The sequence below is a fragment of the Zobellella denitrificans genome (genome assembly GCF_002237365.1).
GTDB lineage: Bacteria > Pseudomonadota > Gammaproteobacteria > Enterobacterales > Aeromonadaceae > Oceanimonas > Oceanimonas denitrificans.
Window position 1 is genome coordinate 1 of sequence record NZ_NMUO01000104.1, and the last position, 13,301, is coordinate 13,301.

At 62.6% G+C, this 13,301-nt stretch carries 11 protein-coding genes, 1 tRNA gene and 2 rRNA genes; 6 read left to right on the forward strand and 8 right to left on the reverse strand.

From position 1 onward, the window contains the following. Window positions 1-1,867 (forward strand): heavy metal translocating P-type ATPase (locus CGX12_RS16790; RefSeq protein ID WP_142995655.1); only part of this gene is annotated, 1,867 nt, incomplete at its 5' end. A gap of 62 nt (window positions 1,868-1,929) precedes the next feature. Here CGX12_RS16790 and metF read toward each other — a convergent pair. The 3 genes from metF to csiR form a co-directional block, all read right to left on the reverse strand. Next, the gene (gene metF, locus CGX12_RS16795; protein WP_094040998.1) at window positions 1,930-2,826 is read right to left on the reverse strand and encodes a methylenetetrahydrofolate reductase; all 897 of its coding nucleotides are present in this window, start codon (window positions 2,824-2,826) and stop codon (window positions 1,930-1,932) included. Window positions 2,827-2,860: 34 nt separating this feature from the next. Next, window positions 2,861-5,149 carry a 5-methyltetrahydropteroyltriglutamate--homocysteine S-methyltransferase gene (gene metE / locus CGX12_RS16800; RefSeq protein ID WP_094040999.1) on the reverse strand — a complete coding sequence of 763 codons (2,289 nt, stop codon included), beginning with the start codon at window positions 5,147-5,149 and terminating at the stop codon, window positions 2,861-2,863. 238 nt (window positions 5,150-5,387) lie between these two features. Continuing rightward, a complete protein-coding gene (csiR, locus tag CGX12_RS16805; RefSeq protein WP_094041000.1) occupies window positions 5,388-6,077 on the reverse strand; it encodes a DNA-binding transcriptional regulator CsiR in 690 nt (229 codons plus the stop codon). A 164-nt stretch (window positions 6,078-6,241) separates the two neighbouring features. On the opposite strand from csiR, the gene glaH reads away from it, so the two are divergent. Continuing rightward, the gene (gene glaH / locus CGX12_RS16810; RefSeq protein ID WP_094041001.1) at window positions 6,242-7,210 is read left to right on the forward strand and encodes a glutarate dioxygenase GlaH; all 969 of its coding nucleotides are present in this window, start codon (window positions 6,242-6,244) and stop codon (window positions 7,208-7,210) included. Window positions 7,211-7,319: 109 nt separating this feature from the next. Continuing rightward, on the forward strand, window positions 7,320-8,531 hold the full coding sequence (gene lhgO / locus CGX12_RS16815) for an L-2-hydroxyglutarate dehydrogenase (protein ID WP_094041002.1): 1,212 nt from the start codon (window positions 7,320-7,322) through the stop codon (window positions 8,529-8,531). 85 nt (window positions 8,532-8,616) lie between these two features. On the opposite strand, the gene CGX12_RS16820 is transcribed toward lhgO, so the two are convergent. Further along, entirely contained in the window at window positions 8,617-9,213 is a 597-nt protein-coding gene (locus tag CGX12_RS16820) for an OmpW family outer membrane protein (protein ID WP_094041003.1), read from the reverse strand. Between the two features lie 242 nt (window positions 9,214-9,455). Between CGX12_RS16820 and rnk the strand changes: the two genes are divergently transcribed. From rnk to CGX12_RS16835, 3 genes are all read left to right on the forward strand, one after another. Beyond that, window positions 9,456-9,860, forward strand: coding sequence for a nucleoside diphosphate kinase regulator (gene rnk / locus CGX12_RS16825; RefSeq protein WP_094041004.1), 405 nt, complete (start codon window positions 9,456-9,458; stop codon window positions 9,858-9,860). 121 nt (window positions 9,861-9,981) lie between these two features. Beyond that, entirely contained in the window at window positions 9,982-10,938 is a 957-nt protein-coding gene (locus tag CGX12_RS16830; protein ID WP_094041005.1) for an AEC family transporter, read from the forward strand. A 69-nt stretch (window positions 10,939-11,007) separates the two neighbouring features. Then, entirely contained in the window at window positions 11,008-11,907 is a 900-nt protein-coding gene (locus CGX12_RS16835) for a LysR family transcriptional regulator (protein WP_094041006.1), read from the forward strand. Window position 11,908: 1 nt separating this feature from the next. On the opposite strand, the gene CGX12_RS16840 is transcribed toward CGX12_RS16835, so the two are convergent. The 4 genes from CGX12_RS16840 to CGX12_RS16855 form a co-directional block, all read right to left on the reverse strand. Further along, a complete protein-coding gene (locus CGX12_RS16840) occupies window positions 11,909-12,607 on the reverse strand; it encodes a phosphatase PAP2 family protein (protein ID WP_094041007.1) in 699 nt (232 codons plus the stop codon). 261 nt (window positions 12,608-12,868) lie between these two features. After that, a tRNA-Asp gene (locus tag CGX12_RS16845) sits at window positions 12,869-12,945 on the reverse strand. Window positions 12,946-13,011: 66 nt separating this feature from the next. Next, window positions 13,012-13,126, reverse strand: a 5S ribosomal RNA gene (gene rrf / locus CGX12_RS16850). A gap of 79 nt (window positions 13,127-13,205) precedes the next feature. After that, window positions 13,206-13,301: ribosomal RNA gene (locus CGX12_RS16855) — 23S ribosomal RNA — on the reverse strand; the annotation flags it as partial.

The following is a 13,301-nucleotide window of genomic DNA, read 5'->3' on the forward strand; positions in this document are numbered from 1 at the left end:
CCTCCCGGCCCCGACGCCCTGGTGGCGCAGCCAGCTGGACATCCTGACCCTGCTGGCACTGATGCTGGCCGCGGCCCTGGCCGGCCTGTTGTCTCCCCCCCTGGGCCAGGCGCTCTTTACCCTGGCCACCCTCTGGGGGCTGGTGCCCATCGCCCGCCAAGCCTGGCGCCTGGCCCGCAGCGGCTCCCCCTTCTCCATCGAGACCCTGATGACGGTGGCCGCCACCGGCGCCCTCTTCCTCGGCGAGACCGCCGAAGCGGCCATGGTGCTGCTGCTGTTTATGGTGGGAGAAAAGCTGGAAAGCCTGGCCGCCAGCCGGGCCCGCAAGGGTGTCAAGGCGCTGATGGCCCTGGTGCCGGAACAGGCCCGGCGGCTCACCGCCGATGGCCCGGTGGAAGTGGGTGCCGCCGAACTGGTGCCGGGGGATCGCATCGAGGTGCACCCGGGCGGGCGGCTGCCGGCGGACGGCGAGCTGCTGACCCCGCTCGCCGCCTTCGACGAGAGTGCCGTCACCGGCGAGTCGCTGCCGGTGGAGCGCAAGGGGGGCGAACGGCTGGCCGCCGGCAGCCTGGTGGTGGACGTGCCGGTGCAATTGCGGGTGACCTCCGAACCGGGCGACAACACCGTGGATCGCATCCTGCACCTGATGGAGCAGGCCGAAGCCAACCGGGCGCCCATCGCCCGCTTTATCGAGCGTTTCAGCCGCTGGTATACCCCGGCCATGATGCTGGCCGCCCTGCTGGTGATACTGCTGCCGCCCCTGGCGTTTGGCGCCGACTGGCAGACCTGGATCTACCGGGGCCTGGCGCTGCTGCTGATCGGCTGCCCCTGCGCCCTGGTGATCAGCACGCCGGCGGCGGTCACCTCGGCCCTGGCCGCCGCCACCCGGCTGGGGGTGCTGATCAAGGGCGGCGCCGCCCTGGAGCAACTCGGCCGGATCGATACCCTGGCTTTCGACAAAACCGGTACCCTGACCCTTGGTCGACCGGCCCTGAGCGAACTGAAGGTCTATCCGCCCGCAGAGCACCGCCAGGCCCTGGCCCTGGCCGCCGGCCTGGAGGCGGGCTCCCACCATCCTCTGGCCAGGGCTCTGGTGGCCGCCGCCGAAGAGCGGGGACTGACGCCCGCCACCGTCGACGACAAACGCACCCTGGCCGGGGCCGGCATGCAAGGCCGCTGGCAAGACCAGGCGCTGCTGCTGTGCAGCCCCGCCCACCTGCCGGACGCCTGGCTTACCCCGGACCAGCGCCGGGAGCTGGCGCGGCTGCGGGCCGGCGGCCATACCCTGGTGGTACTGGCGCTGGGACAAAGCGTGCTGGCCCTGTTCGCCCTGAACGACCGGCTGCGGGACGATGCCGAAGACGGCATCGCCACCCTCAAGGCCCTGAATATCGACTGCCTGATGCTGACCGGGGATCACGACCAGGCGGCGGCGCGCATCGCCGGCCAGCTCGGTATCGGCTACCGGGCCGGACTCAGGCCCGAGGACAAGCTGGCGGAAGTGGAGCGGCTCGGCCGGACCCGCAGCCTCGCCATGGTGGGAGACGGCATCAACGACGCTCCGGCCCTGCGCCGGGCCAGCGTGGGCATCGCCATGGGCCAGGGCACCGACGTGGCGCTGGACAACGCCGACGTCGCCCTCAGCCACAACCGGCTGACCGGGCTGGCGGACGCCATCCGCCTGTCCCGCGCCACCCACGCCAACATCCGCCAGAACGTCACCCTGGCGCTGGGGCTCAAGGCCGTCTTTCTTGTCACCAGCCTGACCGGCCTCACCGGACTCTGGCTGGCGGTACTGGCCGATACCGGCGCCACCGCCCTGGTCACCCTCAACGCCCTGCGGCTGCTGAGGTTCCGGGGCGGCTGAACACAACCAACAAAAAGCCCCCGCAGGTCAGGCCTGCGGGGGCTTTGCTTATCAGCAGGGGATTACTTGGCCGCTTGGGGCCGCACGCCCAGGGTATGGCAGATGGCGTAGGTCAGCTCGGAACGGTTCAGGGTATAGAAGTGGAAATCCTTCACCCCTTCCCGACTCAGCACCCGGACCTGATCGATGGCGATGCTGGCGCCCACCAGGTTACGGGTGTTCTGATCGTCCTCCAGTCCCTGGAAGCGCTGGTGCATCCAGCCCGGGATCTTGACGTTGGAGAAACCGGCAAACTTGATCAGGGTCTGGTAATTGGACACCGGCAGTATGCCCGGCACTATCTCCACGTCGATGCCGATGGTCACGCAGCGATCGCGAAAGCGCAGGTAGGACTCGACGTCGAAGAAAAACTGGGTGATGGCCCGGTTGGCACCCGCATCGACCTTGCGCTTGAGGTTAAGCAGATCGGCCTGAGCGCTCTTGGCCTCCGGGTGCACCTCGGGGTAGGCCGCCACCGAAATGTCGAAGTCGGCCTCTTCCTTCAGCAGGCTCACCAGATCGGTGGCGTACATGTCCGGCTTTTCCATGCCCTGGGGCAGGTCGCCGCGCAGTGCCACTATCTGGCGAATGCCGTTGTTCCAGTAGTCCCGGGCGATGCCGCGCAGCTCATCCCGGCTGGCGTCGATGCAGGTCAGGTGAGGGGCGGCCACCAGGCCGGTCTTGTCCTGGATGTCCTTGATCACCTTGTGGGTGCGATCCCGGGTACCGGAGTTGGCGCCGTAGGTCACGGAGACAAACTTGGGCGCCAGCGTCTTCAACCGCTCGATGGAGTGCCACAGGGTCTGTTCCATCTGCTCGCTGTTGGGCGGAAAGAACTCGAATGACACATTGATATCGCCGTTCAGTTCGGCCAGCGATTGGTTGAGCGCCTCGACATGACGCGCGCTGTGAAAAGCCATGATTGTCTCCTGATTGCTTATTCAATAATGATAGTTATACCTGAGCCTTGGCGTAGGCGGCCCGCAGTTCTCGGGTGGCCACCACCATGTTGGCCAGGGCCGCGCGGGTTTCCTCCCAGTTGCGGGTCTTGAGACCACAGTCGGGGTTGACCCAGATGCGCTCCTTGGGCAGGCGCTCCACGGCTTTTTCGATCAGTTTGACCATCTCCGGCACCGAGGGGATCCGCGGTGAGTGAATGTCGTAAACCCCCGGGCCTATTTCGTTGGGATAGGCGAAGTCCCGGAACACATCCAAGAGTTCCATGTCGGAACGGGAGGTTTCGATGGTGATCACGTCCGCATCCAGGCGGGCGATGGACTCGATGATTTCGTTGAACTCAGAATAACACATATGGGTGTGGATCTGAGTAGTGTTCGCCACCACGGAGGCACTCAGGCGGAAGGCCTTTTCGGCCCAGGCCAGGTAGGCCGCCTGGGGAGCCTTGCGCAGTGGCATCAGCTCACGGAACGCCGGCTCGTCGATCTGGATGATGCCCACCCCGGCCGCTTCCAGGTCCGCCACCTCGTCGCGCAGGGCCAGGGCGATCTGGTAGGCGGAATTGAGGTCGCTCTCGTCTTCCCGCGGGAAGGACCAGGACAAAATGGTCACCGGGCCGGTGAGCATGCCCTTGACCGGCTTGTCGGTCAGGCTCTGGGCGTACCGGGTCCAGCTGACGGTCATCGGCTTGGCGCGCCAGACGTCGCCGAAGATGATGGGCGGCTTGACGCAGCGGGAGCCGTAACTCTGTACCCAGCCGAAGCGGGTGAGGGCAAAGCCTTCCAGCAGCTCGCCAAAATACTCCACCATGTCGTTGCGCTCGGCCTCGCCGTGCACGAACACATCCAGCCCCAGGGCTTGCTGCTCGTCGATGGCCTGGCGGATATGCTGCTGGATGCCTTCTTCGTAGGCCTGCTCATCGAGGCTGCCCGCCTTGTGATCCCGGCGCAGGGCGCGGATCTCGGCGGTCTGGGGGAAGGAGCCGATGGTGGTGGTGGGGAACAGCGGCAGTCGCAGCCTGGCCGCCTGCACCCGGGCCCGCTCCGCATAGGGCGCGCCGCGCCGGTCGTCGCCGGCCTTGATGGCCGCCACCCGCGCCTTGACCGCCTCGTTGTGGATGCGCCTGGAGGTCTGGCGTGATGCCACTCTGGCATCGGAGGCGGCCAGCTCGGCGGCGATGGCCGTTTCACCCTGGTTGATGCCCCGGGTCAGGATGATCACTTCCTGCACCTTCTGGGCGGCGAAGGCCAGCCAGGATGTCAGCTCCTGATCGAGCTGGTCTTCCGAGTCCAGATCCACCGGCGAATGCAGCAGCGAGCAGGAGGGTGCTATCCACAGCTTGTCACCGTAGCGCTCGGCCAGGGGTTTGAGCTTGTTCAGCGAGGCGCGCAGATCGTTGGCCCAGATGTTGCGGCCGTTGACGATACCCACCGACAGCACCTTGTCTCGGGACCAGGCGGCGGCGATGGTGTCAAGGCTGTCGCCCAGCACCGCGTCCACGTGCAGGCCGGCCACCGGCAGTCGGCTTACCAGCGCCAGGTTGTCGGCCAGGGGGGCGAAGTAGGTGGTCAGCAGCAGCTTGAGCGGAGCCTGGGCCAGTTCGGCGTAGGCCTGGGTCACCGCCCGTTGCCACTCGGGGGCCAGATCCAGCACCAGCAGCGGCTCGTCGATTTGCAGCCATTCCACACCCTGGGTGGCCAGTGTGGCCAGGATTTGCCGGTAGGCGTCCAGCAGTCGGGGCAGCAGGGTCAGCCGGTCGAACTCTTCGCCCTTGACCTTGGCCAGGTACAGCCAGGTCACCGGCCCCAGCAACACCGGCTTGACGGCAATGCCCTGCTCCCTGGCTTCCTGCACTTCATCGAACAGCTTGGTGCTGGCCAGGCGGAAGGCCTGATCGGCGGTGATTTCCGGTACCAGGTAGTGGTAGTTGGTGTCGAACCACTTGGTCATCTCGCTGGCGAAGGTGTCTTCACCGGTCGGCGCCCGGCCACGGGCCACGCGGAAATAGGTATCCAGGCTTACCGGCTCATCCGCCGGTTGGTTGAAACGCGCCGGGATCACCCCCAGCAGGGCACTGGTGTCCAGCACATGGTCGTAGAAGGAAAAATCGCCCACCGGCTGCAGATCCAGGCCCTGCTGGTACTGGCGTGCCGCCTTGCGGGTCTGCCGGGCAATGATGTCGAGTTCGCCGGCGTCGGACTGCCCTTTCCAGTAGGACTCGAGGGCGAACTTCAGCTGGCGTCGGGTACCGATGCGGGGAAACCCCAGGTTGTGTGACAAAGCCATTATTGTTATCTCCGTGCTCTCTTCGGCTATAAAGACGTTTAGACGTCCGAATGGCTTTATATTTACACTGCTGAACTTCTGGGAGCAAGGACTTCTTTTAAAAAAGTGATAAGCACTACTTTTTTAGCACTAAAAAGCATATATGGAAGAGGAGGACTCTTTTGAGGGGGATTTATGACTAAAGAAAGAATGGGAGAAGAAAGGAAAGGCGGGACCGGGCAGCCCGATCCCGAAAAACTCAGCGCACGCCCTGTTCGGCCAACACCTGGGTGATGATGGAGATGGGGCTGTGCAGATGCTCGCGCATCATGGCCACGGCCTGGGGATTGCGCGCCAGTATGGCTTCGAGCAGGGCCTGGTGTTCCCGTTGTTTTTCCGCCAGCGCCTGCTCGCTGAACACGGTGCGTTTCAGCCACAGGTAGCGATAACGGGCCGCCTGATCCATCAGGGTCTGGCGCACCACCAGCAACTGGGGTGAACGGCAGCCGGCGGCCACGGCGTTGTGAAAGGCCTGGTGGCGGCTGTCCCACTGGCTGAGCTGCTCCTCCACCGATTCGAGGTGGGTCACCTTGGCCAGGGCATGATGGGCCGCCACCACCCCCGCCTCCCAGAGATCGTCGCCCCGGGCCATGGCCAGCTCCACCACCAGCCCCTCGAGCTGGGCCCGGGCGTCGTAGATGTCTTTCAGTTCCGCCACCGACATGGGGCTGACCCGAAAGCCGCGCTGGCTCTCGGCGGTGACCAATCGCTCCGACACCAGTTGCGACAGCGCCTCCCGCAACGGGCTCACGCCCAGGCCGTAACGGTTCTTGAGGGTGCTCATCAGCAGTTTCTCACCAGGGCCGAAGTGACCGCGGATGATGTCCTGCTTCAATTGCTGGTAGGCCGTCCGCGCCAGGTTCTCCCGGGGTGCATCGAGGTTGTTCATGCTCTGTTCCTGCATAGTTTCGTCCCGCCATTATAACGAAATTGCAACGGTGATCATAAAATCAGCATCATTTATTGACAAAAATCAAAAATGTCGACATTTTAAATATACAGCGACATTACGCCGCTTTGACCTACACCACGTGAAATAACAAGGAAGCCATCATGTCCAACGTTGCCACCGCCGATTTCGTGAATCACAAATACCAGGGCTTCAGCCTGGCCCCTTCCGCCCAGTCCGAGCGCCTGCTGGAACTGCGCTTCGATGCGCAGACCGTCAAGGCCTTCCTCGACGCCACCGCCGAATGGCCGGTACAGGCGCTGGAATACAAGTCCTTCCTGCGTTTTCGGGTCGCCCAGATCCTCAACGAGCTGTGCGGCCAGGCGCTGCAGCCCCTGCTGGTCAACACCCTGGTGGATCGCGACACCGGTGCCCTGCTGATCACCCCGGAAGGGCTGGACAAGGTTGCGCAGGCGGAAGACATGGTCAAGTTCACCACCGCCGTGGCCCACCTGTTCGGCCGCTCCAACTACGACGCCATGAGCGGCCAGTACTACGCCCGCTTCGTGGTGCAGAACCAGGACAACTCCGACAGCTACCTGCGCCAGGCCCACCGGGTGATGGAACTGCACAACGACGGCACCTTCGTCGAGCAGGACACCGACTACGTGCTGATGCTGAAAATCGACGAGCAGAACATGGAAGGCGGCAACTCCCTGCTGCTGCACCTGGACGACTGGGAGCACCTGGAGCATTTCTACGCCGACCCCATGGCCCGCCGGGTGATGCGCTGGGCCGCGCCGCCCAGCAAGAACACCACCAAGGACGTGTACCACGCGGTGTTCGACACCGACCGCAGTGGCCAGCCGATCATGGCCTACATCGACCAGTTCGTGCAGCCCAAGAACTACGAGGAAGGCGTCTGGCTGGCGGATCTGTCCGAGGCCCTGGAAACCAGCGCCCGCAAGCTGTCGGTGCGGGTGCCCACCGGCTCCTTCCTGCTGATCAACAACCACTTCTGGCTGCACGGCCGCGACAAGTTCATCGCCCATGAAGGCCTGCGCCGGGAGCTGATGCGCCAACGCGGTTACTTCACCCATGCCAAGACCCTGAAAAACCCGACCCAGGGCTAAAGACTTTGACAGGGTGCCGCCGGGCGCGGCACCTTGTAGCACAACCATAATTAAAGGTGCCGGGGCCTGCCCCGGCTTTCGCCTCTCTAACATACAGGTGAACAGAGCAGTGTTTGATTTCATCATCATCGGCGGCGGCATCGTCGGCATGTCGACCGCCTGGCAGCTGAAAAAGACCTATCCGGACAGCAAGATGCTGCTGCTGGAGAAGGAATCCGGCCCGGCCCGGCACCAGACCGGCCACAACAGCGGCGTGATCCACGCCGGCGTCTACTACACCCCGGGCAGCCTCAAGGCCAGGTTCTGCCTGGAAGGCAATATTGCCACCAAGGCGTTTTGCCAGGAGCACGCCATTCCCTATGACGAGTGCGGCAAGCTGCTGGTGGCCACCAACGAACTGGAAATGGAGCGGATGAAGGCGTTGTGGGACAGGAGCGAGGCCAATGGCCTGGAGCGCTACTGGCTCAATGCCGACGAGCTGAAGGAACGCGAACCCAATATCACCGGCCTGGGCGGCATCTTCGTGCCCTCCAGCGGCATCGTCAGCTACAAGCAGGTGACCGCCGCCATGGGCCGGGAATTCGAGCGCCTGGGCGGGGAGATCCGCTACAACGCCGAGGTGACCGGACTGAAGGAAGAGGTCTCCCAGGTGGTGGTGCAGACCGGCCAGGGCGAGTTCCAGGGCAAGTACCTGGTGTCCTGCTCCGGGCTGATGGCGGATCGGGTGGTGCGCATGCTGGGCATCGAGCCCGAGTTCAAGATCTGCCCCTTCCGTGGTGAATACTACCTGCTCAAGCCCGAGCACAACCAGATAGTGAACCACCTGATCTACCCGATTCCGGATCCGAACATGCCCTTCCTCGGGGTACACCTGACCCGGATGATCGACGGCACCGTGACCGTGGGCCCCAATGCGGTGCTGGCGTTCAAGCGGGAAGGCTACAACAAGAGCGATATCTCGCTGAAAGACACCCTGGAGATGTTCACCTACCCGGGCATCCTCAAGGTGTTGATGAAGAACCTGAAGCCGGGCCTGGTGGAAATGAAGAACTCGCTCAACAAGGCCGGCTACCTGGAGCTGGTACGCAAGTACTGCCCCAGCCTGCAGGTGGGCGATCTGCTGCCCTACCCGGCCGGCATCCGCGCCCAGGCGGTGTCGAAGGACGGCCGTCTGGTGGACGACTTCCTGTTCGTCAACACCAAGCGCACCATCAACGTCTGCAACGCCCCCTCACCGGCGGCCACCTCCGCCATTCCCATCGGCGGCTATATCGTCGACAAGGTGAAGGAGCAGGTGACACTGCCCGCCGCCATTGCCTGATCTTTTCCAACCATAAAAAAGGGCAGACTTGGTCTGCCCAAACACTGCCGAGGTTTAAAACCTCTCAACCCACATTGCAAATCGACTAGAAACGGTAACCCAGGCCCACCATCAGGCCGACGGGATCGATGTTGGCCTTGTCCACATGATTGCCATTAACGGACACATCGGTGTCAATATCCATGTACCAGATGGAACCGTTGACGAACCAGTTGTCGTTGATCCTCATATCCAGGCCAGCCTGGGCCGCCAGGCCCCAGGAATCGTCGGCTTTAACATCGGCGCCATCAAGAACCCCACGGCCCTTTTCATCAAAGAAGAAGGTGTAGTTGATGCCGGCGCCCACATAGGGCCGCACCTTGCTCTGGGCATTGCCGAAATAGTATTGGGCCATCAGGGTCGGCGGCAGGTGTTTTACCTTGGCCACTTCACCTGCGCCTTTTAATTCAACGCTATGAGAAAAGGGCGTGGCAGCCAGCAGCTCCACCGCCCAGTTATCGGTGATCATATAGGACAGGGTCAAACCAAGCTGGGTGTTGGAGTCCACATTAAAAGTATCACCAGAGTCAGTGGTGGGACTGACGGCCATCGCACCACCCCGTACCAGAATATCGCCGGCCTGATGGGCATGGGCGACAGGGACCATTAACGCAGCGGCAACCAGCAGGGAAAGTTTTTTCATGCTCTGTCCTTATTTCTTTTGAGGTATGTAGGATATCTGGCGGGCAGTTTGCCCCACAAAGCGCAGGGCTTTTTTGATTTAACGCAAAGTCACCCCGAAAATTAACCCCAGGGTGGCAATTCCATGCCATTCCCCACAAATTGCTAACCACAAGGCTGGCTTAAGTCGCCGGCTTGGGGTATATCTTAGGCATCGGTTCAGGCAGCGCTTTCGGCGTTGCCTGCTTTTTTATGGAGGTTGATATGGCCCAGTTGCCGCCTATTACTATTTCCACCCTGGATCTGGCCCGGCTTGAAGCCCTGCTCGAAAACCAGCCCGACTCTCCCGCCATCCGGCGGCTGGAGGACGAGCTGGACCGCGCCCGGGTCGTGGCGCCGAGCGACATGCCGGACAATATCGTCACCATGAACTCGACCATCAGGTTCACCATGGCCGGTGACGAGACCTTCACCAAGACCCTGTGCTATCCCCGCGACATGGACGGCGCCAAGGACAAGATCTCGGTACTGGCTCCCATCGGCAGCGCCCTGCTGGGGTTGGCCGTCGGCCAGAGCATCGAGTGGCCCGGCCCCAACGGCAAGATGCTGCAGGTCACCATCACCGCCGTCGATTACCAGCCGGAGCGGGCGGGCGATTATCAGTCATAAATGGAAAAAGGCGCATCGTTGCGCCTTTTTCCATTTATGACTGTCGCCGGCACCAAGAGCTATTGCCCTGCACCTCCGCTCGCGGCATGCTTGAGTCCCCCTGCCTTTTATTTCGATCTCCATGAACGAGCTCATCAACAGCCTGCTGTTTTCCCTTTCCATTACCGGCCCCATCTGCCTGATGCTGCTGCTCGGCATCGCCCTGCGCCGCACTCAGATGATGAACGAAGGCTTTATCGACGGCGCCAGTAAGCTGGTGTTCAATGTCGCCCTGCCCATGCTGCTGTTCACCAGCATCGCCCAGACCGACTTCAGCCAGATGGCGAGCCCGGCGCTTATCCTCTACGGCATCGGCGCCACCCTGGTGGCCTTTATGCTGCTGGAGCTGCTGGCCCGCCGCCTGACCTCCAACCAACGGCTGCGCGGCATACTGGTGCAGGGCGCCTTTCGCGCCAACATGGGCATTATCGGCCTGGCCTATGTCAACAATGCCTACGGCTCCCAGGGAGTGGCATCCGTCGCCATGTACGTGGCCTGCCTCACCATCCTCTTCAACATACTGGCGGTGGTTACCCTGAACCGCAGCCTGAACCAGGGCCAGGGCCTGCAGCTGGGGAAAATCCTCAAGGGCATTGCCCAGAATCCGCTGATCATCGGCATAGTCGCGGCCCTGCCCTTCGCCGCCAGCGACTGGCAGGTGCCGGCCGTGCTGATGAAGACCGGCCATTACCTGGCCCAGATGACACTGCCGGTGGCGCTGCTCTGCACCGGGGCCACCCTGAGCCTGAAACGGGGCCAGGAGGAAACCGGCCTGGTCCCTCCCGTCGCCCTGCTGCGGCTACTGGCCATTCCCGGCCTGATCACCCTGGGCGGTTACCTGGTGGGCTTTCGCGGAGCCGAACTGACCATGCTGTTCCTGATCAACGCCTCGCCCACCGCCGCCGCCAGCTATGTGATGGTGCGCGCCATGGGCGGCAACGCCGTGCTGGCGGCCAATATCATCGCCGTCACCACGCTCGGCTCCCTGGTCAGCACCAGCCTGGGCGCCGCCCTGCTGAAGGGGCTGGGCTGGTTTTAGCGGCGGATGGGTGCAACCGCCAGGCGGCTGCGTTATTGTGGACGCATCTCAATTGCCTGATAACGAGTTATGTCTAGAGAAAAAGCCCTGACCCTGGAGGCCCTGCGGGTGCTGGATGCCATCGAGCGCCGGGGCAGTTTCGCCGCCGCCGCCGACGAGCTGGGCAAGGTCCCCTCCGCCCTCAGTTACACCATCCAGAAGCTGGAAGACGAGCTGGATCTGGCGCTGTTCGATCGCTCCGGTCACAAGACCCAGTTCACCCCGGTAGGCCGGCTGCTGCTGGAGCGCGGCCGCCAGTTGCTGCACGCCGCCACCCAACTGGTGGAGGATGCCCGGGCCCTGGAGCGGGGCTGGGAAACCCGCATTACCCTGGCCGTGGACGCCATCATGCCCAGCGAGCGGCTGTTCCCGGTGCTGGACGCCCTTTCCCGCCAGACCGAGACCGACATCAAACTGGCCCACGAGGTACTGGCCGGCACCTGGGAAGCCCTGGAGACCGGACGCGCCGATCTGGCCATTACCCCCCTGCGCGAAGACGCGGTGATGAGTCCCGGCATCAAGACCCAGTTTCTCTACCAGGAAACCTTCGTCTATGTGGCCCATCCGCGTCACCCCATTCATCAGGAAACCGGTCCACTGACCGAGGAAGTGCTCAGCCGCTACCGGGCCATCGCCGTGGCCGACACCGCCCGTTTCAAGCCACCGCTGACCTTCCGCCTGTTCGACAAGCAGTCGCGGCTGACCGTCAGCACCATGCAGGACAAGATCACCGCGGTAAAGGCCGGGCTCGGGATCTCGTCCGTCCCCCTGTCCTGGCTGGGCGACATGCTGGAAAGGGGCGAGTTGAAGGAAGTCTCGACCAGTTGCCGGGAAACCACGGACGTGGTGCTGGCCTGGCGGCGGGATGCCATGGGCAAGGCCAAGAGCTGGCTTATTCGCCAGATCCCGGCCCTGTTTCAACAGCAGTAGTTCAGGCGCGCTTGAGGCGGGGGAGTTGTCGGTCCAGCCAGGCGATGGCCGCATCCATCAGGCCGGTCTGCAGCAGCCAGGCCAGGCCGAAGGCCGCCACCGCCAAGGCACCGACATAGATGTCGGTCCACCAGTGGGCGCCGCCCATCACCCTGGGGGCGGAAAACACCACCACGAACAGGCAGCCCCAGAGGCCCGCCTTCCAGGACAGATAGCGCCAGACAAAGGCGGTGTAGATCATCAGCATCAAGCCATGATCACCGGGAAAACTGTCGCCGGAAGAGTCCTTGGTCTTGAAGCCGGCCAGCTCGGTCAGCCGGTGAATGTTGTCGAAAGTCAGGGTCGGGCTGGGCCTGTCGACGGGGATGGCTCGACCCAACTGGTTCAGCCCCACGGCGGTCAACAACATCAGCAAACCGATGATCAGCAGTTGTCGCCGCTGCTCGACACCGGCCCCGCGATAATAGCTGTAATACACCAGTCCCATGGCCAGCAGGGCGACGCCATCGAATGCCCTGTTATTGGCAACGGCCACGACATTGACCCAGGCCTGACTTTCGCCCAGCTTGTCATTGAAATAATAAAAAACCGCACTGTCGATATGGAACCAGAAACTATGACCCGGCAACCAGTACCAGCTGGCGAAAACAGCCACTGCAAGCAGGTTCCACAGGATCAGTTTATTGAATTGAATCGGCATAAGCCCCCCTTGTAATAAGGCAGGCATTGTACGGAATTTTATAATACCTGTGCACAGCCTTAGTGCTGATAGAGGCAAACTTCGTCGAATCATAAAGCAGAAAACAAAAAAAGCCCTGACCTATTGGCCAGGGCTTTGAAGTGATGGCGGAGCGGCAAAGGCACCGCCTTTGCAGCGAAGGCGCAGCGCGCCGACATCATCCAGCCGTCCGGCGCCGCCAATACGAAAAAACCCCAGCATTTCTGCTGGGGTTTTGAGTGATGGCGGAGCGGACGGGGCTCGAACCCGCGACCCCCGGCGTGACAGGCCGGTATTCTAACCAACTGAACTACCGCTCCGCAAAAGCGGTTTGTAGGGTCCTCTTCAGTGGACCGGTCGAATCTCTCGACGCTACAAATTTGGGTGCCTGGCAGTGACCTACTTTCACATGGCAGCTGCCACACTATCATCGGCGCGGGTGCGTTTCACTTCTGAGTTCGGCATGGAGTCAGGTGGGACCACAACGCTATCGCCGCCAGGCATAAACTTTAATCCGGAAAAGCTGTCTTCGATGAATTTGTTCTCGAAACCGCAAGGTCTCACACTTCTTGGGTGTTGTATGGTTAAGCCGCACGGGTCATTAGTACAGGTTAGCTGCACGTATCGCTACGCTTCCACACCCTGCCTATCTACGTCCTAGTCTCGGACGGCCCTT